General features: G+C 57.9%; 20 protein-coding genes. 14 read left to right on the plus strand and 6 right to left on the minus strand.

Going from position 1 to position 23,204, the window contains the following annotated elements:
• The first annotated feature begins 78 nt into the window (after window positions 1-78).
• Window positions 79-930 (plus strand): hypothetical protein, encoded by an 852-nt coding sequence (locus JXR15_RS16150; protein ID WP_422054228.1) that lies wholly within the window; start codon window positions 79-81, stop codon window positions 928-930.
• 4 nt (window positions 931-934) lie between these two features.
• Window positions 935-1,810 (plus strand): glycosyltransferase family 2 protein, encoded by an 876-nt coding sequence (locus JXR15_RS16155; RefSeq protein ID WP_422054229.1) that lies wholly within the window; start codon window positions 935-937, stop codon window positions 1,808-1,810.
• 233 nt (window positions 1,811-2,043) lie between these two features.
• Here JXR15_RS16155 and ettA read toward each other — a convergent pair whose 3' ends face one another.
• Entirely contained in the window at window positions 2,044-3,699 is a 1,656-nt protein-coding gene (gene ettA / locus JXR15_RS16160; protein WP_422054230.1) for an energy-dependent translational throttle protein EttA, read from the minus strand.
• Between the two features lie 430 nt (window positions 3,700-4,129).
• On the opposite strand from ettA, the gene JXR15_RS16165 reads away from it, so the two are divergent.
• Window positions 4,130-4,342, plus strand: coding sequence for a hypothetical protein (locus JXR15_RS16165; RefSeq protein ID WP_422054231.1), 213 nt, complete (start codon window positions 4,130-4,132; stop codon window positions 4,340-4,342).
• A 2-nt stretch (window positions 4,343-4,344) separates the two neighbouring features.
• Window positions 4,345-4,611 (plus strand): hypothetical protein, encoded by a 267-nt coding sequence (locus tag JXR15_RS16170; RefSeq protein WP_422054232.1) that lies wholly within the window; start codon window positions 4,345-4,347, stop codon window positions 4,609-4,611.
• A gap of 56 nt (window positions 4,612-4,667) precedes the next feature.
• Here JXR15_RS16170 and JXR15_RS16175 read toward each other — a convergent pair whose 3' ends face one another.
• Window positions 4,668-5,282 (minus strand): hypothetical protein, encoded by a 615-nt coding sequence (locus tag JXR15_RS16175; RefSeq protein ID WP_422054295.1) that lies wholly within the window; start codon window positions 5,280-5,282, stop codon window positions 4,668-4,670.
• Between JXR15_RS16175 and JXR15_RS16180 the strand changes: the two genes are divergently transcribed.
• The 3 genes from JXR15_RS16180 to JXR15_RS16190 all read left to right on the plus strand — a co-directional run bounded on the left by JXR15_RS16180 (window position 5,210) and on the right by JXR15_RS16190 (window position 8,145).
• The gene (locus JXR15_RS16180; RefSeq protein WP_422054233.1) at window positions 5,210-5,815 is read left to right on the plus strand and encodes a nicotinate-nucleotide adenylyltransferase; all 606 of its coding nucleotides are present in this window, start codon (window positions 5,210-5,212) and stop codon (window positions 5,813-5,815) included. The two genes, JXR15_RS16175 and JXR15_RS16180, sit on opposite strands and share 73 nt — an antisense overlap.
• A 316-nt stretch (window positions 5,816-6,131) precedes the next feature.
• Window positions 6,132-7,862: a methyl-accepting chemotaxis protein gene (locus tag JXR15_RS16185; RefSeq protein WP_422054234.1), complete on the plus strand. Its 1,731-nt coding sequence runs from the start codon at window positions 6,132-6,134 to the stop codon at window positions 7,860-7,862.
• Between the two features lie 157 nt (window positions 7,863-8,019).
• Window positions 8,020-8,145, plus strand: coding sequence for a hypothetical protein (locus JXR15_RS16190; RefSeq protein ID WP_422054235.1), 126 nt, complete (start codon window positions 8,020-8,022; stop codon window positions 8,143-8,145).
• A 15-nt stretch (window positions 8,146-8,160) separates the two neighbouring features.
• Here JXR15_RS16190 and JXR15_RS16195 read toward each other — a convergent pair whose 3' ends face one another.
• On the minus strand, window positions 8,161-8,949 hold the full coding sequence (locus JXR15_RS16195) for a family 16 glycosylhydrolase (RefSeq protein WP_422054236.1): 789 nt from the start codon (window positions 8,947-8,949) through the stop codon (window positions 8,161-8,163).
• 152 nt (window positions 8,950-9,101) lie between these two features.
• The gene (locus tag JXR15_RS16200) at window positions 9,102-9,635 is read right to left on the minus strand and encodes an OmpA family protein (RefSeq protein ID WP_422054237.1); all 534 of its coding nucleotides are present in this window, start codon (window positions 9,633-9,635) and stop codon (window positions 9,102-9,104) included.
• A gap of 156 nt (window positions 9,636-9,791) precedes the next feature.
• On the opposite strand from JXR15_RS16200, the gene JXR15_RS16205 reads away from it, so the two are divergent.
• The 5 genes from JXR15_RS16205 (at window position 9,792) to JXR15_RS16225 (ending at window position 16,451) form a co-directional block, all read left to right on the plus strand.
• Window positions 9,792-10,931: an acyltransferase family protein gene (locus JXR15_RS16205; protein WP_422054238.1), complete on the plus strand. Its 1,140-nt coding sequence runs from the start codon at window positions 9,792-9,794 to the stop codon at window positions 10,929-10,931.
• Window positions 10,932-10,958: 27 nt separating this feature from the next.
• Window positions 10,959-12,470 (plus strand): sugar phosphate nucleotidyltransferase, encoded by a 1,512-nt coding sequence (locus JXR15_RS16210; RefSeq protein WP_422054239.1) that lies wholly within the window; start codon window positions 10,959-10,961, stop codon window positions 12,468-12,470.
• Between the two features lie 203 nt (window positions 12,471-12,673).
• Entirely contained in the window at window positions 12,674-13,264 is a 591-nt protein-coding gene (locus tag JXR15_RS16215) for a hypothetical protein (protein ID WP_422054240.1), read from the plus strand.
• A 30-nt stretch (window positions 13,265-13,294) separates the two neighbouring features.
• Window positions 13,295-15,139, plus strand: coding sequence for a glycosyltransferase (locus tag JXR15_RS16220; RefSeq protein WP_422054241.1), 1,845 nt, complete (start codon window positions 13,295-13,297; stop codon window positions 15,137-15,139).
• Window positions 15,129-16,451 (plus strand): DUF3131 domain-containing protein, encoded by a 1,323-nt coding sequence (locus tag JXR15_RS16225; RefSeq protein WP_422054242.1) that lies wholly within the window; start codon window positions 15,129-15,131, stop codon window positions 16,449-16,451. Before JXR15_RS16220 ends, JXR15_RS16225 begins: the two co-directional genes overlap by 11 nt.
• Window positions 16,452-16,554: 103 nt before the next feature.
• On the opposite strand, the gene JXR15_RS16230 is transcribed toward JXR15_RS16225, so the two are convergent.
• Together JXR15_RS16230 and JXR15_RS16235 are read right to left on the minus strand one after the other, a co-directional pair.
• Window positions 16,555-17,727 (minus strand): hypothetical protein, encoded by a 1,173-nt coding sequence (locus JXR15_RS16230; protein ID WP_422054243.1) that lies wholly within the window; start codon window positions 17,725-17,727, stop codon window positions 16,555-16,557.
• A complete protein-coding gene (locus JXR15_RS16235; RefSeq protein ID WP_422054244.1) occupies window positions 17,708-19,681 on the minus strand; it encodes an ATP-binding cassette domain-containing protein in 1,974 nt (657 codons plus the stop codon). Before JXR15_RS16235 ends, JXR15_RS16230 begins: the two co-directional genes overlap by 20 nt.
• A gap of 184 nt (window positions 19,682-19,865) precedes the next feature.
• On the opposite strand from JXR15_RS16235, the gene JXR15_RS16240 reads away from it, so the two are divergent.
• Complete coding sequence (locus JXR15_RS16240) at window positions 19,866-21,554, plus strand: DUF3131 domain-containing protein (protein WP_422054245.1); 1,689 nt, start codon at window positions 19,866-19,868, stop codon at window positions 21,552-21,554.
• Window positions 21,555-21,565: 11 nt separating this feature from the next.
• The gene (locus JXR15_RS16245; RefSeq protein ID WP_422054246.1) at window positions 21,566-23,140 is read left to right on the plus strand and encodes a hypothetical protein; all 1,575 of its coding nucleotides are present in this window, start codon (window positions 21,566-21,568) and stop codon (window positions 23,138-23,140) included.
• Window positions 23,141-23,204: the final 64 nt, after the last annotated feature.

Below are 23,204 nucleotides of genomic sequence, written 5' to 3' on the forward strand. Positions count from 1 at the left end.
ACTATTTTGTGATTTTCGCTCAAAAGTGGGAGGTTGACCCTTGCTTGGATCTTCTGGAGAAAGGGTTTGGAGCACTAAGTGACTTCAGCTATGTCTTTCCCAAGAGTTTCTGATTTGAAAGAAACATTTATGAAGACAATGATTTATCAGTATTGGTCAGGTGTGCGCCCAGAGTACTCCTATGCCAGTGAGGTGCTGTTTAGAGATTATGCCAAGGCAGTTGGTGCAGACTATTTTTTTGCCGATGACGTTTATCCCTTAAGGGCGATGCATAAGCGCTATTTTGGGGCGCTGCGACCCATCCTGGACCCTAGTTTTCATGAATACGACGCGGTTCTATTTGTAGATATGGACGTCATTCCCAAAGCCGCGCCAGTAGCGAACATTTTTGACGAACTGTCAGGGGATATCATGTTGACTGAGGAACCCAAGCAGCCCGTGCTGCGCGAGGACATGAAAGGCAACATCAATGGTCGAAACGATCAACGCTGGGCGCGCATAAGTGAAGAGCTGTGGCGGACCAAAGTGGCGCGGGATGACGTGAACCGACCCAAGGTCTTTAATTCCGGTGTGGTCCTTTATTCCCAGGAGGGACTGCGTGTGCTGAAGCGCGTTTTGCCTCCGGTTTTGGCCTACCAAGTCTCCATGCGCTTGGCTGGATTGCCGCGGTTCTATCGTTTGGATCAAAACTATCTAAACACGTTCATCGGTAAAAAAGGTGTGGACTTCAGGACGCTTGATGGACGCTGGAATGCGCAAATCACGATGGTGCAAACATCGGACGGAACTCCTTGTCTTATTGACGAGCGCGACGAGCGCAGCCAGTTTTTTCACTTGCAACACGGCCCAACAAAGCCGGATATGACACGCGAAGAGGCGGCTTCGGTTGCCGTGGGGGCCTTCGACTTTTCCCAAGCGAGCGAAACATAGTCCGGTGTTATTCTCGATTGTTATTCCGACATATCAACGGGCGCAGGCGGTGAAAAAAGCGGTGTCTGCTGTCTTGCCGGACGTCGGCGAGACCGGTGAAGTGATCGTTGTGGAGGACCGTGGCGATGGCGCACGAAACAGTCTAGGTGCGGACATAGATAAAGGCCTTGTCCGTTATCTGCGCAATACACATGACGTTTGTGGGGCTGCAGCGGCTAGAAACATGGGTGTCCAGGCTGCCGTAGGCAAATTTGTGTTGTTCTTAGACGATGACGACTTGATCGCTCCTGGATATTTGGCGCAGCTGATCACTCTGTGGCAGGCAGAGGATGTGGAATGGGGCTTTGGGCTGCAGGTGGTCGGAAATGAGATCGTCGCGCGGCGTGATGTTTTGGGGCGTTCATTAAAACATGGTTTCTTGGAGCCTCGGGTAGGGTTTCGGCAGCGCTTGTGTGCGGCAAGTGCGGGTTTGTTTGTTCGGCGCGATCTTTTTCAATCATTGAATGGGTTTGCGATTGGGCGTCACGTTGACGAAGATACGGACTTGTGTTGCCGCTTGCTTGCGGCACGAAAGAGACCCTATTTTTTAGATCAGCCGGCGGTTTTGCTGAGCCGTGAAGACAACGTTGAACGCCTTACAAATTCTGTTGAAAAAGATGGGGTGTTTCGCTGCTATGAGGCGACATTTCACGACAATATCGATGCATGCAAAGACCTGCCTTTTGCCGCAACCTATTTGTCGACTCGCGCAGTGAGGCAAGCGCTGAAATCAAACAATGTGGACCGGAGTGATGCAATTATTGCGCGCACGCCTGGAGTGTTTCTGCGTCTCGGTTTGCGGGTGAAGGTGGCTTTAGATCGCAGGAAAAAACGCCGCTAACCTGAGAAACGGGCCGGTTTTAATCAGTCGGGGCTCATCGGCAATCAGGCAGTTTGCATGAGCGCAATTGAGGCCACCTCAGTGCGGCGCGTGGCGCTTGTAAACTGTCTCAGGCGCGAGGTCACCAAATGGACAATTTTGCTTGGGAAGATCGCTGGAGCGACAGCATTGGGCGCGTCGTGTTGTATGGGTTTCAAAAAAGGTAAGGGCCGCCAGCGGCGGCCCCAATGCATTCAGCGCGTAAACTTCTTATGCTTGAGCCGCTTAGGCTCCAATGCATCAGCCCCCAAACGGCGTTTTTTGTCTTCTTCGTAGTCCTCAAAGTTGCCTTCGAACCATTCCACATGGGCGTCGCCTTCAAAGGCGAGCATGTGGGTACAGATGCGGTCGAGGAAGAAGCGGTCGTGGGAGATGACCACGGCGCAGCCTGCAAAATCCACCAGGGCGTCTTCCAGCGCGCGGAGGGTTTCCACGTCCAAGTCGTTGGTCGGCTCATCGAGCAGCAAGACGTTGCCGCCTTCTTTCAACAGGCGCGCCATGTGCACGCGGTTGCGTTCACCGCCCGACAGCAGGTTCAGCGGTTTCTGTTGATCGCCACCTTTGAAGTTAAACGACGAGCAGTAGGCGCGGGAGTTCACCTGGGCGTCGCCCAGCTCGATGATTTCGGAGCCGCCGGAGATGGCCTCCCAGACGGTGTCTTTGTCGTTCAGGTCGTCGCGAGACTGGTCAACGTAGGAGAGCTTCACGGTGTCGCCGTATTCCACGGTGCCTTCGTCGGGCTGTTCCTGACCGGTGAGCATTTTGAAGAGCGTGGATTTACCGGCGCCGTTGGGGCCGATCACGCCGACAATGCCACCCGGAGGCAGGGAGAACTCGAGGTTTTCGATCAGCTGCTTGTCGCCATAGTGCTTGGACAGGCCGTTGACCTCGATGACTTTGGAACCCAGGCGCGGGCCGTTTGGAATGACGATCTGTGCGCGGCCAACTTTTTCACGCTCCGACTGGTTCGCCATCTCGTTATAGGCGGAGATACGCGCTTTGGATTTGGCCTGACGGGCTTTTTGACCCTGACGCATCCATTCGAGTTCGCGCTCCAGCGTTTTCTGCTTGGATTTGTCCTCGCGGGCTTCCTGCTCCAGACGTTTGGCTTTCTGCTCCAGCCATGCGGAGTAGTTGCCCTCGTATGGGATGCCCTTGCCGCGGTCGAGCTCGAGGATCCAGCTGGTGATGTCGTCGAGGAAGTAGCGGTCGTGGGTGACGCAGAGGATGGTGCCTTTGTAGTCGATCAGGTGCTGTTGCAGCCAGGCGATGGTTTCCGCGTCAAGGTGGTTGGTTGGTTCGTCGAGCAGCAGCATGTCGGGCGCTTCGAGCAGCAGTTTGCAGAGCGCGACACGGCGGGCCTCACCGCCGGAGAGGTCTTCGATGCGGGCGTCATCGGGCGGGCAGCGCAAGGCTTCCATGGAGATGTCGACCTGGCTGTCCAGATCCCAGAGGTTCTGGGCGTCGATGTCATCCTGCAGCTTGGCCATTTCCTCAGCGGTTTCATCGCTGTAGTTCATCGCCAGTTCGTTGTAGCGGTCCAGAATGGCCTTTTTTGCGGCTACACCAAGCATGACGTTTTCGCGCACGGAGAGGCTTTCGTCGAGCTTTGGTTCCTGTGGCAGGTAGCCAACGCGCGCGCCTTCAGCCGCCCAGGCCTCGCCGGTGAAATCTTTGTCCAGACCGGCCATGATTTTCATCAGGGTGGATTTACCGGCGCCGTTGACGCCGACAACGCCGATTTTCACGCCCGGAAGGAAGGACAGGTGGATGTTTTCAAAGCACTTTTTGCCGCCGGGGTAGGTCTTGGAGACACCCTGCATGTGGTAGACGTACTGATATGAGGCCATTTGGACGACTCCGTTCGCCAGAATTCACGTTGGGAGGTGTGATAGCGGAGGGCGGGGGCGGGGGCAATGGAGGTTGGTGTTTCGGATGTCAGCTTGCTCCAAACCACTCGCACGCCTTGAGGGCGTGTGTGTCACTTGCTTTTGACGTGATCCAAAACAACTACCACAAACAGCAGAGACGCACCCAATGCGATGGGTTCCCATGTCATGCCTGTATTAATGCCGAACTTCAATAATACGAAGTTGGAGGCCTGCGCGACAACGGCTGCTACAAGAAAGAAATTTCTCCAGAATGTTTTTGATGGTTTCAAGTCTGTTTGCCTGAAGTGTTGGGACGTTGGGCTATGCTTTTCAATACTTGTAAAGACTAGCCACGCGCGGGCAAAAAGGCAATGAACCGCGCGATCACGGGGAAGGAACTTGCGATGCGTTGGATGGCGGTTTTGGCGATGATGTGGGCTGTATTGCGATCAGTGCGTTGTCCAACAATTACTCGCCCGCCGATTTGGCGGGAGGTGTGATCCGCTGTTTTGAAGCCGGTCGGGACGATCGCGCCTTTGAGTTGGTGGTGGTGATGCAACTGCGCGCGGCGTTCGATACGTTGCGGGTGAGGACACCACCGTACATCAGGCTGGGCAGGTGATGATGTTGGAAATTCAGTATGCCATTGGTGACGCGTTTGGTCCGCGCATGCAGGAGGCGGTAGCTCGGTTTGGCGACAGCGGCAGCGCCAAACACTCCCCCTTATGTACGCAGATGGCAGACTTTGGACCGCCGACGCATTCGCCGCGCTACATGGTGCAGCATGGGATGACGGCGTTTACCGGACGCGAGGGCGACGGAGTGTTGGATGACTTTGACCTAGTGGAAAGCTGGGAGGTGCTTTTGGAAGAGTATCTTCAATTTGGGTAATGGCGGGCACTGACAGGCAGCTGGTCGCCAATGGCCTGCTTCCTGTCAGCTTGGGGTTAGTTGTACTCTTGAACAAACTGAATGTTGCCATTTAGGCCATAGAGCATTTCTGTCAGTACGCGACCATCCGGCATCAACTCGTGTTCCAAAGTGACACTTTTGGCGCCAGCATATCGCTGTGCAGGTCCACCACTGCACGTTGTTTTGAATTTCTGGAGCAGATTTCCGCGTTTATTGCGTGGTTTGCCGATCAGAGCGATGTTTCCGACATTTCCAGCACAGTTCTTTCGGACAAACGTTTGAATTTCACGAAGTGAAAAACCGTCGACCAACAAAGTGCCTTCCACTGTAGGAGTCTTTTTCTTGATGCGGTAACTGACATATTTGTCGGCCGCCGCAGCTGGGATCGCGCCACATAGGCACAGTGCCGTTACTGTCAAAAAAAGTTTCTTCATGATTTGACTTTCGTGAGTTTCCGAGAATTCGTGTATTTCCTTTATCGCTATGCGTGCAAGTTTTGATTGCAAAGTTTGGGAGTGCGGTGACGTCGTAATCGGGCTGATCTTGACCTTGCCCTCACAAAAGCCCACTAAACCCCGTGCCTTACGGATTGCCATATGTTGCGCGCGGCCAGCGGATTGGGCTGCTTGGGGGATCGTTTGATCCGCCACACGTAGGGCATGTGCATATCACCAAAGAGGCGTTCAAACGCTTTGCTCTGGATCAGGTCTGGTGGCTGGTCAGCCCGGGCAATCCGCTGAAGGATCGCGGGCCGACCAAGTTGGCGCGGCGCATGGCGGCGGCGCGGGAGATCATGGACCATCCGCGCGTGCATATCAGTGATTTTGAGAGCCATGTGGGTACGCGCTTCACCGCAGAGACCATTGCGGTGTTGCAGGACACGTGCCCGCAGGCGCGGTTTGTTTGGCTGATGGGCGCGGACAATCTGGCGCAGTTTCATCGCTGGAAAGACTGGCAGGATATTATGGCACGGGTGCCCGTGGGGGTACTGGCGCGGCCGGGGGACCGGATCGAGGCGCGCACTGCCAAGGCGGCGCAGGTGTTTCGGCGGGCGCAATTACATCCGCGCAACAGTCGCGCGCTGAGTCGTAAGGATGCCCCGGTCTGGGCCTTTGTGAACGTGCCAATGCAAGATATTAGCTCCACGCAGTTGCGAAAAAACGGCGCTTGGCCAAAGGGTTAAATCCCAAGTGCTTCACCTGTGAATTTCTGTCGCACCCCGTAAGTCTCTATTAACTCCACAGGTCTAGTTTGACCGAAGAACTAAAGGCGTCTCTGCGTCTTTTGGGTAGCCGAATTTGCGGTTTCCACGTCAAAGCACAGAGACACACACAGAGGTAACGGTTTCTCATCCGGCGCAGCGTCGGCTGGGGGGATAAGGCTTCCGGTCTGCGCAATTGGCAGAGCGGGAGCGCGTAACAGATTGAAACTGCGCCAAAAAGCTGGCGCCTAATCAGGCCCCACCACAGGATGTGGCGACGGTCTGGCCGGAGCGAATAATGACTGGTGAAAAGAAGCGGTCTTTGGGGCTGTCGATCATGGGGCGGCTGTTGTTGCCTATCGTGGCCTGTATTTTGGTGGCCTTCATTGCCACCACGGTGTTTTGGGTGACCAAGCAGAGCAATACGCTGATCAAGGCGTTTGAGAGCGAATTGGCGCTGTCACAGACCTTTGTGGCGCCACCGGTGGCCGCCGCCGTGTGGGATTTCAACACCGATGGCGCTGCGGGCGCAATCGCTGGCGTGACCCAAATGGAAAACGCTTTGTTTGCCAAAGTGTTCGTGGACGGTGAGCTGTTTGCCAAAGTGGCGGTAGAAGGCGCGGATGAGACCGGCTGGGAAGACGGCGTTGCCGAGATCCTGGCGATGGACGCTGCTGAGGCGCGGTTTGAGGCCAACCATGTGGCTTACGTGAAATTCCCGATCCATCACACCGATGGCACGGTGGTCGCGGAAATGGTCATGGGGTTTTATGACGGTGTGATCGCTGCGGTGGTCAATCAGCTTTATATGCAGTCGTTGATTGCTGTGGCTGTCATTTGCCTGGTGATGTCGGCAATTGTGTATTTCTCCGCCGCCGGTGTGACCCGGCCGCTGGCGCGGATTGTAGCGCGCATTACGGCTTTGCGGGAGGGTGACACAGCCAGTGGGGTGCCGTCCACCGAGCGCAAGGACGAGTTGGGCCGCCTGGCGCGGGCCGTTCGGGAGTTTGTGGAGACCATCAAAGCCAACAAATCGATGGAAGACCAGGCCAAGGCGGCCGCGCGTGAGCAGTCTGAAGTTGTGAATGAGCTGGCGGACGGGTTGAACCATCTTGCGCAGGGGCAGTTGAGCCACCGCATCACCGCCGAATTCAGCAGCGATTATGAAATGCTGCGGGCGGACTTTAACAAGACCGCTGAGGCGCTGGATGATGTAATTGGCCGTGTGCTGGGCACAATTTCGCAGATCGAAGGTGAGACCGGCGAGATGGCGGAGGGCACACAAAACCTGGCGAAGCGCACCGAAGCACAGGCCGCTACGCTTGAAGAGACTGCCGCCGCGATTGGCTCGATCACCGATGGGGTGCAAACGGCGTCTGATCAAACCAAGTCGGTTGAGAACACCGTGGATGCAACCAAGTCGGAAGCGTTGCGCGGTGGCGAGATTGTGAAATCTGCTGTGGAAGCGATGCAGGACATCAAAGACAGCGCTGGCAAGATCAGCGAGATCAACCGCGTGATTGAGGATATTTCCTTCCAGACCAATCTGCTGGCGTTGAATGCCGGGGTTGAGGCGGCGCGGGCTGGCGACAGCGGACGCGGCTTTGCGGTTGTGGCCTCTGAAGTGCGCTCATTGGCGCTGAGATCCGCGACAAGTGCACATGAAATCAAAGAGTTGATTGATACCTCCTCTGATCAGGTCGAGGTGGGCGTGGACCTGGTTGATCAGGCCGGCAAGGCGATCGAAGGCATCATCACCAAAATCCAGGACGTGAGCCGGTTGGCGGTGCAGATTGCAGACAGCTCCCGTGATCAGGCCACCGCGATCACCGAGATCAACTCCGGTGTGATGGATCTGGACCGGGTGACGCAACAAAACGCCAGCCTGGTGGACCGCTCCAGCGCGCAGGGGCGCGCCTTGCAGGAAGCGGCCCGCGAATTGGCGGAACTGGTTGGCAACTTCCGTCCATCTTCGGTCGGCGACACGTCCAGCGAGCATTCTGAAGCGGAATACCGTCAGTCAGCCTGACAAAACGGTGGCAAAGATTGAGAGGGGCCGGTGCGCAAAAAAGGCGCGCCGGCCTTTGTCGTTTTGACACTGTGAAATCGAACGTCCTTCACGAGGGCTTTACCGAATCCCATCAGGATGACTCTACCGGGGGGTGGTGTCAGAGAAAGGACTTGCGATGCAAAAACGCGCGATGATGTTTGTGACGCTGACCGTTTTGGCGGTCTCTGCGATGGCGGCAACCGGATCAGCCGAGAAAGGTTTTGCGGTTTCAGGCAGCCTTGGTTTTCTGAGCAGCCGTTAACAAAAGGAGCCCTAGTCAGGGCCTCTGACGGGGCGGTGTTTCGGTCTGTGACAGCCCTGCGGTGAGAGACTCCAGGGGGGAAAACCGCATGTCGCCGACATAGGCCTGAGCGGTTGTGTTGTCCGGTGTTAGGCCGGCCCAAGACTGCACGGTTTTGTCAACGGCCCAAAGGTTGGCAAAGAGAAACCCAGGTTCTTTGGGCAAGGCGGCGGCGTCCTTGGTCACCTCAAAAATCATGCGATCTTCGACAAACCAGCGCAACCGGTCCGGATGCCATTCAAACGCGTAGCGGCGCGGTTTGTCAGCGGCGTCAAATCCAAGAGCAACTTTATGGGCGGTAAGCTGGCCATCGACAAACCACGCAACTTGCATTTTTGTGGTGTCTTTTCCCAAAAACTCGATGTCGATCTCGTCATGCCGGGTGCCATAATGCGGGCCGGTGTAGGTAAAGAAACCTGTTACGAGACCGGGGCCTTTGGCCGGGTGCAAGATTGCTTCATAGCGACCATAGTGCGTGCGGGTTTCTCGGCGAATGGAGGCGCCCAGGAAGCGGTTTTCGGCGGCGGTTTGCGGGGTCAGGGAAAGATGCAGCCCGTGATCAAAGCGCAGATTGTCCCGGCTCCAGTCCGTGTCAAACGCGGGATGGCTGAAGGTGTAGTGCGCCACCTGCCAGCCACGGGCAGGCGGCTGATCAAACCGCTCTGAAAATCCGTTGATTGGATCTGCGGCACCAACGCTGCCCATGGTCAGAGCCATGGCCAAGCCAAGACGCAGACGGTGTCTGCCCTCGAGTATCCCACGCATCAGGCCCCCACCCGATTAAGGTTAATGGATCATGTCCTTAACTTTGAGGGCATCAGGGAGGGCAGGGGCGCAAGGCAAAACGCATGTGATGGTTAACGCGCGCTTTGGTTAATACCTATGGCAGGGTGGTCAAAAAAGGCGAGGTGGCCGGCTCAGGGGCAGGTCTTGGCCTGAATTTCTACGCGACGGTTGTGCACCGAGGTGCTTTCCAACCCGGCAAGAGGGCGCGCCTCCCCCTCAGAGTCCACCTCGCGAATGCGGGACGGGTCCTTGAGGCCTTCGCGCAGGGCCGCGGCCACAGCTTGCGCCCGTTTGAGCGCCAGAGCCTTGTTGGCGGCGTCGCCGCCACTGCTGTCAGAATGCCCTATCAAGCGCAGGCAAGCCGGTTGCAGCACGGAGGTGTCCAACACCGAGACCAGGACCGCGAGCTGCACTTGCGCGTCCGCACTGAGGCTGGCGCCGCCTTGTGTAAAGAAGATGTGGCTTTCCTGGATTTCGCCGGATAGCGCGTTGGGTGCGCTGTCTGATGCGGGTGTCAGGGACGCTTTACAGCGTGCAGGTGTGACCCCATATTGTCGCATCGCCTGGGCACAAAGGGCCGCATCGTCCAAGGCGAGGCTTGTGGTGGCTGGTCCAAAAAGAGCCAGAATCAAGATCCCCAAACCGGGCAGGCGACACATAAACATAACAACACTCCTAACCGCTTCAGGGTAAGAACAAACTCTTGCGAAGTGGTAAATGAGAGTAGAACAAAATAAAAACAAATGCGGCGTTGTTCACTTTTTGTTCATATTTGCCAGCGACACTGTTTGACGTTGTTTGTTTGGTAAATGGTGAACTGCATGGTTGCAGACGGTCCTGAGACGGGGCGGCAGATCTGGATTGACGCTTTGCGATTGTTTGCAGGCGTGTCCATGGTGGGGCTGCATGTGACGGCGGATGCTCACGGGCAACCGTTCCCGGATGCGGACCCGGCGGCGCGCTTGGCGCCTATGGTGCTACGCGCGCTGTTGTACACGGCGCGGACAGAACTTTTCTTGATGATTTCGATCCTGCTGTTGTTGATGGCGCTGGCTCGGCGCCCGCGCAGCTACGGTTCGGTTTTGCGCGAACAGGCCCGCAGGCTGCTGATTCCGTTTGTTTTTTGGACTGCGGTCTATGCGGTTTACAATCTCTTGAAAGCCCTTGCTTTTGGCTATGAAACGCAGGTTTTGGCCGCGCTAAGCTCACCGGTGACCTGGGGCGGGTATCTGCTGTTGGGGGATGTGAAATATCACATGCATTTTATCCCGACGCTGTTTGCTTTGCTGGTGTTTTTTCCGCTGTTCCGGCTGGCCGAGCACTGGCCACTTCTGGGGCTGACAGTGGTGCTTGGCTTGGTGCTGAAACAGGTCTTGGATCCGGTGATGTACAAGATGTTTTGGGGCACGGAGGCACTTGGCTACGTGGTGCGGGGCCTTAAGGTGGTGAGTTACCTTGGGTATGGCATGGCGACGGGCGCGGTGCTTGGGTTGTGGCGGCGCACCACGGTGGTGCAGCGAGAGACCTGGCTTGGACCCATCGTGGTGGTTGCGCTGGCGCTGTTCACACTCAAGTTCATGGCAACGGCAGAAGTGGTGGCAACAGGACGCTGGGTGTTTGACAACCCGTTTTCGTATTGGGCGGACTACTTGATGCCGGTGGCACTGCTGCTGCTGTGTTTAAGTCTGGCGCATAAGGCCTGGCCAGCGTGGATATCGCGTGCGTCCAAGTATGCCTTTGGGCTTTACCTGTGCCACCCGATTTTTCTCGACCTTGCAGAGATGGCCCTGGCGGGACGTACAGTTTCCCCCAGCCAATCCATTGCGCTTGAATTTCTGTGGACCCTGCCGATGACTGGGCTTTTTGTGGTGGCGCTGAGCCGCCATCGGATGACCGCCTGGACGGTGGGGCTTGGCCCGTTGCCGTATTTGCCTCTGCTGTGGAACGGGCAAAAAGCCTGAGCCCGCCTTTTGATCAAGGAGACCCATATGCTTACCAATTCAGAAGATGTCGGCATGATTTCAATCCTGAAGATCGCAACCACGCGGCTGACGTCGGCGGATTATGTCACGCTCAAATCGGCTGAAGCCCGTTGTTTGGCCCGCGGGCGCTCTGCGATGTTGGTGGATTTGAGCGCGGTGCGCCGCGTGGCCCGTTCCGGATTGGCCGCCTTGGTGGAGTTTCAAAGTGAGGCCCCGCCAGGCATGGCCGTGGGGTTTTATGGCGCCCGCGAGCGGGTAGAAAATGACATTGCCCGCTGCGCGCTGTCCTCACTGTTGACGCTGTTCAAATCGCGCAAAGATGCGCTTGTGGCCCCGCGCTTTCGCGCTCGGCAATTGGCCGGGGTGAAAGCGGTGCTCCTTGTGGCGGGCAGCGGCAGCCGGATGGCCCCGCTGAGCGCGCGCACGCCCAAGCCGCTTTTGGATTTTCTCGGGCGGCCGGTGCTGGACCATGTGATGCGGCATTTGTCCGGCTTTGGCATCCGCGATTTTATCCTGAACCCCGGTCATCTTGCGCCGCAGATTCACGCGCTTGTGCGCAGCTCCCCTTTGCGCAGCGTGCAGTTTCTCAATGAAGGGCAATGGCAAGGCGATCTGTGGCAAGCGGCCCCGCTTGGGTCGGCCAGCACCTTGCGCCAGTTGCACCATAATCATAACGCTTTTGATCAGGACTTTTTGGTTTTTTGCGGCGACGCGGTCACAGATATAGATGTGGCGGCCCTGATGGAGCAGCACCGGGCCAGCGGTGCGGATGTGACCATTGCCGCGCAAAACGTACCACCGGATCAAGTGCATAAATACGGGATCATTGACGCAGATCGCGCCGGACGTATCCGCCGTTTTGTCGAAAAGCCCAGCTTACCGCATGCCCCGTCGCGGCTGGCAAGCTGCGGGATCTATGTAGTGTCGCCGCGCGCGCTGTCTCATGTTGCATCGCGCCCGGCGCAAGACATCGCCCAGCATCTTTTGCCAGCGCTGCTCGCGGCGGGGCGGCATATGCAGGTGTATGACGCGGCCTTCAATTGGGTCGATATGGGATGCCCACAGGATTACTTTGCAGGTCTGTCACGGGGGCTGCGCGGCTTGATCCCTGGTGTAATGCCTCTTGGGCACTTGGTGCGCCGCCATGTGTGGGCGGCGGATGGCGCAGATGTCTCACCGCGCGCAGTGATTGTCGGGCCTGCCTTCATTGGGGCGGATGCGGTAGTCGAAGCGGGTGCAAAATTGGAGGGGCCAGTGGTGGTTGGTGCTGGTGCGCGGGTGTGTGGCCGCAGCTTGGTCCGCCGCTCTGTGATCGGCAACCACACAAGGATAGGCGCGGGTACATGGGTTGACGACATGATTGTCGCCCCGGAGTGGGCGCTGGATCATCGGTTTGCGCAGAGCCATTTGCAATCGCTGACCCCGCTGGAAGGGGTGGCGGCAGAGGCTGTTCTCCCCGAGGAGATACTGGCATCGCCGTTGATGGACATGCCAAAGCGCCGGGGAGGCACAGGATGACCGTTTGGTGGCGCCGCCTGTGGTGTTCTCTGCTGGGCGGGAGTTTTCTCATGCTTGGGACCGCACTGCAGGCTGACATGTCGGGGGCGGCGGTGTCTGTGCGGGACCGGTTCTGGATCTTGTGGGAACGTGTCGATTTTGTTGGGCACCATTGCCCAGGAGGAGCGCAATGTGAGACACGGCGCAGCTTCTCCAGCCGCCCGTTGGACACCAGCAACACCGGTTTTATTTATCGGCTCTTTGGCCTGCGTGATGGTGCCGGCCGGACAGGCTCTCTGCCGCGTGATCACCCCGATGCGCCAGTGATATGCCAGAAAAATCAGCCGGTCCTTGCGCTTAAATTTGACCCGCGTGCTCTGCCGCGATCGGAGAAAGGTGAGGTTTTGCGCGGCATCAGCCAGCTGCATCTAGATCTGACGACGCTAAAACCGCCGCCGGGATTTGATGCCAGGTTTGGAGCGCGCTTGCATAAGGCTTTTGTGGCGCGGTTAACCGAGGCGGGCCTTCAGGTGGTTCCCAAAGATCAGCTGCATCTGGTGCCAGGGCAACCAACGCTCAACCTGTATTTCTCGTTCTCCGATCCGGATGACCTGTGCAGATACGAGTATTCGGTTTTTGCAAGCCTGACCCAGGAGGTGCTGTTGACGCGAGATCTGCGGATCAAAGTGGCGGCCGGCGTTTGGTCTCATTCCACCGGGTCCACAGCCAAGGGTCATCAGGGGAGCGAAGCGGACGCCATACTGCGCGTGCTGGAGGCATTTATACGCGATCATCGGCAAGCAAATGCGCGCTGAAATGGAGAGGCAGCTGGAGAGTGAACCGCAATGAGCAAGCCCTATTTTGAGGCGTTTTCCCATCGCCAGCCGCCACATTTTGCGCCGATGAGTGCGCCGCGGCGGTGGGTTTGGCATTTTTTGGCCGGGGCCACGGTTGCGGCCGGAGCGGCCTATTTGCAGTGGCGCTGGACGGTGTCGTTGAATCCTGACGCTTTGGTGTTTTCTGTGTGTGTGGCGTTGGCGGAAACTTTATTTTTTGTCGGTACATTGTTGTTTTATTTTGACATTTGGGACGAGAGCGATACGGTCTCTCCCCCCCCAACAAATGCGAAAGTGGCCCTGGGCTCACCTGCGTCTGTCACAACCGTGGATGTTTTTGTGACCACATATGATGAGCCTATCAAGGTTGTGCGGCCGACTTTGCTGGCCGCTGCGGAGGTGAAAGTGCCCGACGGTGTGCGGGTCCGGGTGTGTCTGCTGGATGATGGCGACCGGAGTGAAATGGCGCTTGAAGCAGAGGGGCGTGGGATCAGCTATTTTGCGCGGCAAACCAACACCGGGTTCAAGGCGGGCAATCTGCGCCATGCCTTGTTACGAACCTCTGGGGATTTTGTGGTGATTTGCGACGCTGACACCCGACTGCTACCGACCTTTTTGCAAAACACATTGGGTTATTTTGCTGATCCCAAAGTTGCATGGGTGCAGACACCTCATTGGTTTTATGACCTGCCGCCCGGAAAAACCTGGCAATCTTGGATGGCTGACAATGCGCCACGCTGGGCATGGGCACCTGCCGGGATGACGGCCTATTTTGGCCGCCAGATCGCGTGGCTGGCCACATGGATCACCGGGCGCACAACGGTTGGGGCTGACCCTTTTCTGTCGGATCCCAGCGTGTTTTTTGATGTGATTCAACGCCGGCGAAATCGGAATGGGGCCTCGTTTTGTTGCGGCGCAGCCTCCATTCACCGGCGCGAAGCGGTGTTTGATGCGGCTTTGCGCGACAAGGCCCAAATGGTGCGGGCGCAAGCTGCCCAGTCCCGCCTAAGCTGGACAGACTGTTTGGCCGCGCCGCCATTACAGCCTTACCGGTTTCACGTGTCTGAGGACCTATACACCTCGATTTTGCTACACGCAGATCAAGAGACAGGTTGGAGGTCTGTGTACCATCCCCAGGTTGAGGCCCGCATGTTGTCGCCCTGGTCAATGGCAGCTTGGGCGGCGCAGCGGCTCAAATACGCCGGCGGCACGTTTGACATCGCGGTGTGGGACAATCCGGTGTTTCGGCGTGGGTTGAGTTGGCGGCAAAAACTGCACTATGGCGCGACGTTGTGGTCGTATTTCAGCGCGCTTTGGGCGCCGGTTTTGCTCTTGGCGCCGGTGGTGTCTCTGTTCACCGGATTGGCCCCGGTGACAGCTTATTCGATGGAGTTTTTCCAACGGTTTTTGCCTGTCGTTGTCTTGGGCGAGTTGGCCATGGTGGCTGCCTGCAAAGGGCATTCAATTGGCGCTGGGCGGGTGTTATCGGTGGTGGCGCTGCCTTTGCAATGGCGAGCGCTTTATTGCGTGATGCGGCGCCAGAAACCGCAGTTTGCCCCGACGCCCAAATTGCCCGGTGTCAATGAAACCTCGAGCCTGTGGCTGGTGTGGCCGCATTTGGTGTTGCTGGCGATTATGATAGCCGCAGCAAGTTGGGGAATTTGGCATACGTTGTTGCAAAGCCCCGGTTACAGCAACGCGTTGTTGTGGGTGAATATGTTCTGGCTTGTGGTCAATTTGCGTCTTGTGGCGCGGGCGTTGCACATGGCGCGCTGGCGCCCGCCTTCCCAACCGGAAGGGCAGCGCCCGGTCTTGTTTAAGTCCAAACAACTGGAGGTGTCTCATGGTGTTTAAGTCCCCACAGGTAGAGGGTATCAGTCGCTCCAATCGCGGCAGTGTGGCGTTTCTGGCAGGCTTGCTGTTGACTGCCGGCATCGCGGTCAATCAGGACACTTGGGGGCAGGTGATGCGCGACAGCAGCCTTGCGCAGCTGCCTCAAACGCAAGGGCTTGTGCCGCAAGCGGCACGGGGTATGACCGCGCAGGATTGGCAGTCGGCGGCAACCGCATGGAGCTATTTTGAGAGCCATTTTCGCGCTGAAACCGGCTTTGTGGACGCCATCCATGATCATCCCAGTGCAACACTTTGGGATCAAGGCAGTTACTTGCTTGCGCTGATCGCGGCGCAGGGGCTTGGCCTGATAGATGCCGAAGCCTTTGACCAACGCAGCACCGCCTTTTTAGGGGGGCTTGAGCGGTTGCCTTTGTTTGATGGGCAATTGCCCAACAAGGCGTATGACACGCGCAGTCTGGCAATGGTGGATTACGCAAACACGCCGGTGCCTGAGGGCATTGGCTGGTCTGCGCTGGACATTGCGCGATTGCTGATGGCACTGCGGGCGCTGGAAATGCGCGCGCCGTCTTATGGCCCGCAGATCAGGACGCTTCTGGGAGGCTGGGACTTGGCGGCGATGACGGCGGAGGGCCGGTTGTGGGGCAGCAGCCGGCATCAGGGGCAGACCCAATATCATCAAGAAGGGCGCATTGGATATGAGCAATACGGGGCGCGGGCGGCGGCGCTTTGGGGGTTGGACGTCCTGGATGCCAGCACCGCGCGGCCAATTTTGGCCTGGCAGGAGGTGTCCGGCGTACAGGTCGCCGCAGATCGGCGCCGGGCCAAAGACTTTGGTGCAATCACACCAGTGGTGAGTGAACCTTATCTGTTGCAAGCCTTTGAAACCGGGTTGAATGCGGAGGGACGTCTGCTTGCAAGCCGCGTTTATCAGGCACAAGAGGCGCGGGCGCGCCACACGGGCCAAGCCACAATGGTCAGTGAAGATCACATCGACCAGGCGCCACATTTTTTATACGGCAGCGTGTTTGGCAACGGTGTGGATTGGGCAGTGGTGGCCGAAGATGGCAGTGCTCATCCGGAGTTGCGCACGGTCAGCCTGAAGGCGGCCTTTGGCTGGGATGCGCTTTATGGAACCGACTACACGCAAACGGTTTTGGCGGAGATGGCGCCACTGGCGGGAGAGCAGGGGTGGTATGCGGGGCGCTACGAGGAAGATGGTCGGATAAATCTGGCATTGACCCTCAACACCAACGCGGTGGTGCTTGAAGCGTTGCATTACAAGTTAAAGGGACCGCTCTTGCGGGTGAACTGACCTCGCTTAGGCGCGGTTTCCGCCAAATGGTTCAAGCAAAAGGCTCCGGTGACCTCCGGAGCCTTTTGCTTGAGCGGTCCAGGTGCCCTCTCACATTTTACACTTAGAAAGATTGCAATAATCGCTCCGTTGCGCTTCCCAGAATATGGCCGAGCCGTTGCATTGGCAGCTCAACCTGCATGGTGGAGCGCGTGCCGGCCGGCAATGTGCGCAGCGCGGCTTGGGCTTGCGGTCCTGGATTGGACAGACGCACAAGCACCTCGCGTGCTGCGACGTCCCCGACATTGATCGATGAGATCGATTGCACGTGCGCCGGGAAGCGGTTGTGCGGGTGGGGGATGCCAGCCAGGGAGATATGAAGCGGGTCTCCTGATCGCAGGGCATCTGCTTCGGACATCGAGAGCACAAAACGGGCTTGGTAAGCTGCGGGGGATGCGTTGTGAATCTGGGCCAAAGTCACATCCCATGCGCGTGCCGCCGTGTCCGGCATGCGGCGCAGCCGTTCGATGCGCCCATCTTGCGGCGCGTAAAGCCAAGGGGCGGCGGCAATTTCTTCCAGTTCGATCACACGGGTTTGTAGCGCGGCAGTCTGTGCCTCCAGGGCGACAACCTGCGCCAGCCGGCCAGCTTCCTGAGTTTGGACAAGCTGGGCCAACTCAAATTCAACGTCGCGCACCAGGCTTTGCAGGGTTTCGCGCTCCAGAGCCGCGCGCAACATCAAAATATTACGTATCGCCGGCGGCGTGTTCTCCGCCCGCAAAACCAATTCACGCACCGCCAGCGCGGTTTCGCGTTGCAGGCTTTCGCGGCGATGCAGAAGCTGTTCGCGTGCCAAAAGCTCTTGGCGTTTGGTGTTTTGGCAGGCTTGCAGGGCTGTGTTGGCTTCTGGACTGCCAGGCGGAGAGGGCTGGCCGGCGGCCCGCCAGCAGGCAACCGCAGCCGAAGTGTTGGCGATGTCGCGGCGCAGATTATGTAGAAGCCGATGGAGGGCGGTTTGATCCAAGCGTGCGACTTTCTGCCCAGAAGTCACCTGATCGCCGTTGGTGATCAGCACCTCGGCCAGAGTGACATCGGCAGGTAAAACCACATCCACTGTCGGCGTTTGGCTTTCAAAAGCGCCGGATGCAACGCGGGCGGCGTTCACCGGAAACCGCGTGGCAAAGGCCCACGCACTGATTGTCAGAAGGGCGGTCGCAAGCACAGCCCACAACACCCACATTACCTGGAGTGGGTTGAGGCTGCGGGGCGGGCGCAGGTCAAGTTTGGGGCGAAACATCAGCAGGCCCTTTGCGTTTCTCCAGCAGCCGTGGATCGTAGGTTTTTATTGTCACTTCAAGGTGGCTTTGGCCATCATCGCCGCCGGTTTGCACATCCAGACTGTCACGCATGATTTTGGCCAGCGGGGACAGGCGCTCCCCCTCCACCGAGGTGTCCGCCGCCACACGGGCCTTTTGCATTGCGCCTGAGGACAAGGCCAGTCGCTGATCGATCATGCGCAATTGGCATTGACCCACAAAATGCTTGAACTCAAAGGAGATGTCATCTGAAGGTGCATCGCTGTCGGGGGGCGACTGGCAGGCCACCGCAAGCATTTCATTGGCAACCATACAGACCGCGCGGCGGTTGCCTTCGTCGCCGTCGCGCCGGAACTGGCTGCAGAGCCAGGCGTCCAACGCCTCCTCGTTGTCAAGCTCGCGGGTGGTGACAAAGCGGCTCCAGCCAGAAGAAAGGCGCGCCCGGATTTCGGCGGTGGAGGCAAATTCAATCACACGGCCGTTTTGCATCATCAACAGGCGGTCACAGCGTTCCAAAAGCTGGCGGTTTTCGGTGGCCAAAAGCGTGGTGTGCCCCAGTCGAGCTTCGGCGCGCAGGCGATCCCCTAGCGCCGCCAGAAGGCTTTCGCTGGCGCCGTCCTCAGGCCGGTCAATCAGAAACAATCCGGGACGCAAAGCCAGCGCTCGGGCCAACGAGAGCGCCTTTTGCTCGGTGCGGGACAGATGTCGCACGTCCGAGGCAGATAGGATGCGATCCACTGTGTCGGCGGTAAAGACCAGAGATTGTAAGGCTTTGCGGGCGCGATCCAATTGGGCCTCACCGCTGAAACAGGACAGGTTGGCCGCGCCGCCGCCGGGGACCGCCAGAGTTTCTGGCGGGACCAGAACGCTTTGGATTGGACGTTCTTCGCCGCTCCGGCCCCAAAGTGGGGTGCCTTGCATGGCCACGTAGCCTTCCACCTGAAGTGCGGTGAGATCGTGTGGGGCGTTTAAGGCCCCCAACAACAACGATTTTCCCGAGAAACTGTCACCGGACAGGCCGATCACCTCGCCGGGCTCCACTCGAAAGGACACGTCCGACAGCAAGGGCGTGCCTGTGTCCGTGCGTACCGAGAGATGATGCACCACCAGCGCAGTTTCGTCGCCTTCGGGATCAGCGGAATACGGCGGCGGCAAGCAGACAACCTCATTTGCGCGCCCCAAACGCTCCGGGTCGGCCACGGAGCGTTGCCGAAAATAGGCAAAGAACGCATCCACCGACCAATAGGTGACCAGTGCAATGGTGGCGATGGCCGCTGCATTTATAATCTCTAGGGCGGTAAGCCAGCTGGCCACCGCAAATCCGGCGATCAACCCGCCAAAAGCCAAAGATTTTTGCAAGGCTTCCAATAGGGCGCTGTCGCCTCGCGCGGCATTGGCGAGATCGATCGCGCGTTGATCGCGGCCGCTGAGAAAACTTGTGGCCTCTTGTGGTAGAAAGTCCCACATCGGCTCGCGACGGGTCCAGCGCGCGACCAGACCACAGAGCAGCCACGACAGCATGCCGCCCGCCACAAATGGCGCGACAATGAGCGGATGTAGAAAGCCAAACACCCCACCAGCCAGGACAGCCACAAGCGCTTGGCCGGTCACCGAGTTGCGCCGACGGATTTGACGGTACCCGGACAAAGCGCGGGCATGGCCAACTTCAAAAATCAGAATGCCTAAGATCGGTACGACGGCGCCAAACGCCAGCAACGGTGCAAGGATCAGCTGCCTGTCCTGGACCACCAGTTCGTAGAAAAATACCACAAACACGGCCACCGCAAGCAGGCAAATCCCGCCACCCAGGGAAAACAGGAAAGAGACCCCATGGGTCCACATCGGAATGGTACGGTCGCGAAACGGCAAAGGTCCGCAAGGCGGCGCACCGGTGGCGTCTATAGAGAGATCAGGCAGCACGCGATCATGAGACATAAAACAATTCCCGTTACACAAAGAACAAGGGAATGGTATCGTCACTCGGTTAAGATTGTGTTTTTGAATTTATTATTTGTTCTTATTTTGTCCAATTTTTGGTTATCGGAATTCTAATTCCTCTGGTTGCCAATTTTTAACCATTTTGCCGTTTCATAGTAGCGTTCCGTCTGGAGTGTGTTTGATGAAGAGTGCTGTTGGTTCCGGTAAGCGAGCGCCGCTGTTGGGCGTCCTGATGTTCTGTGGTGTTGTTCTCGGTATCTCCGGGGCGAGCTACGCCGTGGGCATCACGGCGCGGCGGGTATTTCTGGCGCAGGAAGAAGAGATCATCCCGATCATTGCCGGTGGGGCATTGGATGAAATTCCAGCGTTGATGCGGGGCAATCTGCCCAGTGTGACCAGCAGTATGGTGTTGGAGGAGCGGCCTCGGGAGAAGCCGCCGCGCATGTGTGAGATGGCCGCGGATTTCTTTGACGATCTGCCGCGCGGGGCAAACGTGCCCCATGGATATGACAAGCATAACGCCTACGTGCGCAAATACCGGAGCCGTCGTGGTTTTTTAAACGAGCGCGAGTTGCGCGCGGCCCAGGTGGCGTGGCACTACTTTGAGCAATTTACCCAGGAAAGCACCGGGCTTGCCAATTCGGTGGGTAATTATCCATCGACCACGTTGTGGGATACGGCGTCTTATATGGCAGGGTTGGTCAGCGCTTATGAATTGTGCCTTATCGAAAAACCGGAATTTGACCGGCGGATCACGCAGTTATTGACCACGATCAAAGGGCTCGATCTGTTCCGCAAAGAATTGCCCAACAAAGTGTATCACACCCAGACCGGTGCCAAGGTGGACTATACCAACAAGCCCGGGGAGATCGGGTTTTCAGCATTGGATATTGGGCGCTTTCTGGTGTGGATGCGGATTTACAAGAACCGGTATCCCTATTTGGCCAACACCATCGATTCCGTGCTGCTGAAATGGGATTTCCGCAACGTGATTGATGATGAGGGGCTGATGTTTGGCGCTTATGTCGACAAGGAAACCGACGAGACTGTTTATGCACAGGAAGGCCGGTTGGGCTATGAGGAATATGCCGCGAAAGGCTTTGCGCTTTGGGGATTCAGACCCCGCCTGGCGCATCGCGCAGAGCCGTTTTTGACAGCGTCGATATTTGGCATTCAGGTGCCTTATGACGGGCGCGACCCGCGGATTTTTCATTCCCAGAACTACGTGGTGACCGAAAGCTACCTACAAGACGGGTTGGAGCTTGGGTTTGACATGCCACATGACGACAGCAGCCCAGAGTGGGTGCACACCGATGGCTGGCGCGCCGAGTTTGCCGACCGGATTTATCAGGTGCAGGAAAACCGCTGGCGTCAGACCGGTTTTATGACGGCGCGCTCAGAGCACAACGTAAAAGGTCCGCCGTATTTCACCTATGACACGATTTTCTCAGACGGCTATCCGTGGAACACGGTGACGCCACGCGGGGACTATGTGCCGGATCACGCGGCGGTGGCCGGAAAGGCGGCGCTGGGCCTCTGGGCCTTGTGGGAGACTGATTACACCGATGTGCTTTATGAGGCGATGATTGAGCTCTATGACCCAGAAAACGGCATGTATGAGGGGCTCTATGAGCGTGGGCAAGGCCGGGTCAGCATTTTTACCGCCAACAACAATGGCATCATTCTCACCGCCTTATTGCACAAGGTGCAAGGCACAATTCTGACGCCGTACACCGGCGACACCGAAGTCTGGTACACCGCGTTTCGCGATCAGGACATCCGACTGCTGCGCAAATACCCGGACCCTCCCCAGAAAGACGATTGGCTTCCCGCTTTGCGTCATTCGGTACAAGAGAAGGCTGATTTCTAATGCGACACTCCATGCAAACCCTGTTTCTCTCCATGGCCGTCCTGACTGGTGGGTGGGCGCCGGCAATCGGGCAACCTGCAATCGCGCAGGACCGGAGTGCCGAAGCTTTTGCCTCCGAGAATGCGATTTTAGACACGGCCATTCCCTTTGCCATAGGTGCGCGGGAGGCGCGTCAGGCGCTGCGCGGGGCGTTTGGTTGGCCGAGTTTTCAAGAAGGCCTGGTGGAAGGGATGTATTTCCGCTTTGACCCGGACGGCTATGCCCGCTTTGCCCCAACGCCGCGGCTGGACGTCGATGTGTTTGAGGTCATTTGCCGTCCGCGCACCTATGCCTGTGCCGCCCGTAAAGACGGGTTGGAGGTGTTTCTGACAGATCGCGGCCAGTTGCAAATGCGGCTGGAAAACGCGCTGGCTGGCGACATGTTTTTCGTATCCGAGGGGGTGTCGGAAATTCAGGTGCCAGAGCGTATTCTACAACCGCTTGATGTGCAGCTGGAGCTCCTATTGGGCGCAGGTGGCGAGTTGAGCACGCGTCGCGGGGGCACGGAAGTATCTCGTGTTTCGCTCAAAGGGTTTTCTGCGGTAACCGCCTATTTGCGGTGGATCGCGGCCAGACAGGACTACGCGGTTTTGCCGCGCGGCTGGCCGGTGCCAAATGCAGAGACCGCCGGCGGGATGACCAAGCCTGCGGCCTGGAATTCCCCGATGCCGCAGCCTCAGGTTGTTGCGCCGGGCTATGGCACATCGATGGCACCTGGCATTGCCCCGCCGACATCCGCCGCGCCATTGACCTATCCGGGGCAAGCGCCTCAGTCGGGGATGGTGGCCGGGGGTGCCATGCCTTCTGTTCAGGCGCAACCGCTGGCAATCCCGCCGGTGCTGTCGGCCTACGGAGCTGCGCCAACGGATGTGTTGGATGCAGAGACATTGCGCAGAGAGCTGTCCGGGCTGAAAGATCTGATTGTGGAGGCACAGGACAATGGAACTGGGGCGTCAACGTCTCCTATCGAGTGGCGGGGTGCTGCGGACGTATTTTCCGGGCCTCCTTCTTCGATGGACCTTGCGTTGCTTCTTGAGACGTTGGAACGGCTGCAGACACAGGTAGCTGGCTTGCAATCCGAAGAGTCTGTGGCACCTAGGCCATCAATCGGAATGGCAGTGCTGCCACAAGGCGGGCAAGGCTATGTGACGAGCAAGAGCGCGAATGGTTCCAGCTTGTCGGCGCAGGACCAAACTGGCGAACGGTTGGCCTATTTGGTCAAGCATCTGGGATTTGACGCGCAAACCGCTGTTGCGATCTTGCAGGCCTCCCCCGACGCGGCGCCTGGCGTGCAACATTCGGGCATGGTGCCCGGTGGGGCTCTGGTGAGCGAAATTGCTTTGCAACAGCCGGGTGTTCTTTATGAAAATGCGATGGTGGACCAAATCCTAGCGGTACTGGAGGCTGAGATGGCAGGCGCCGAAGCGCAAGCCCCAATTCAGGAAGTGCCGCGTGAGGAGTACCAGCTGTTGTCGCGGTATTTTGCGTCGGTTGGGGTGCCCGCACTGCTGCCGGAGTCACAGTCTCGACAGGCGCAGCAGCCGTGATCTGTTTGGGCGGGGAGTTTGGCGATTTGGGCGAGGACCTGGCCCGTATATAGGGCTGTTTCTC

The organism is Shimia sp., from assembly GCF_049116215.1.
Lineage (GTDB): Bacteria > Pseudomonadota > Alphaproteobacteria > Rhodobacterales > Rhodobacteraceae > Shimia.

Coding starts and splice junctions, on each gene's coding strand:
- ettA (WP_422054230.1), bottom strand. CDS start 3,699: ATGGCCTCATATCAGTACGTCTACCACATGCAGGGTGTCTCCAAGACC.
- JXR15_RS16170 (WP_422054232.1), top strand. CDS start 4,345: ATGTTGGAAATTCAGTATGCCATTGGTGACGCGTTTGGTCCGCGCATG.
- JXR15_RS16185 (WP_422054234.1), top strand. CDS start 6,132: ATGACTGGTGAAAAGAAGCGGTCTTTGGGGCTGTCGATCATGGGGCGG.
- JXR15_RS16190 (WP_422054235.1), top strand. CDS start 8,020: ATGCAAAAACGCGCGATGATGTTTGTGACGCTGACCGTTTTGGCGGTC.
- JXR15_RS16195 (WP_422054236.1), bottom strand. CDS start 8,949: ATGCGTGGGATACTCGAGGGCAGACACCGTCTGCGTCTTGGCTTGGCC.
- JXR15_RS16200 (WP_422054237.1), bottom strand. CDS start 9,635: ATGTTTATGTGTCGCCTGCCCGGTTTGGGGATCTTGATTCTGGCTCTT.
- JXR15_RS16205 (WP_422054238.1), top strand. CDS start 9,792: ATGGTTGCAGACGGTCCTGAGACGGGGCGGCAGATCTGGATTGACGCT.
- JXR15_RS16210 (WP_422054239.1), top strand. CDS start 10,959: ATGCTTACCAATTCAGAAGATGTCGGCATGATTTCAATCCTGAAGATC.
- JXR15_RS16220 (WP_422054241.1), top strand. CDS start 13,295: ATGAGCAAGCCCTATTTTGAGGCGTTTTCCCATCGCCAGCCGCCACAT.
- JXR15_RS16225 (WP_422054242.1), top strand. CDS start 15,129: ATGGTGTTTAAGTCCCCACAGGTAGAGGGTATCAGTCGCTCCAATCGC.
- JXR15_RS16230 (WP_422054243.1), bottom strand. CDS start 17,727: ATGTTTCGCCCCAAACTTGACCTGCGCCCGCCCCGCAGCCTCAACCCA.
- JXR15_RS16235 (WP_422054244.1), bottom strand. CDS start 19,681: ATGTCTCATGATCGCGTGCTGCCTGATCTCTCTATAGACGCCACCGGT.
- JXR15_RS16240 (WP_422054245.1), top strand. CDS start 19,866: ATGAAGAGTGCTGTTGGTTCCGGTAAGCGAGCGCCGCTGTTGGGCGTC.
- JXR15_RS16245 (WP_422054246.1), top strand. CDS start 21,566: ATGCAAACCCTGTTTCTCTCCATGGCCGTCCTGACTGGTGGGTGGGCG.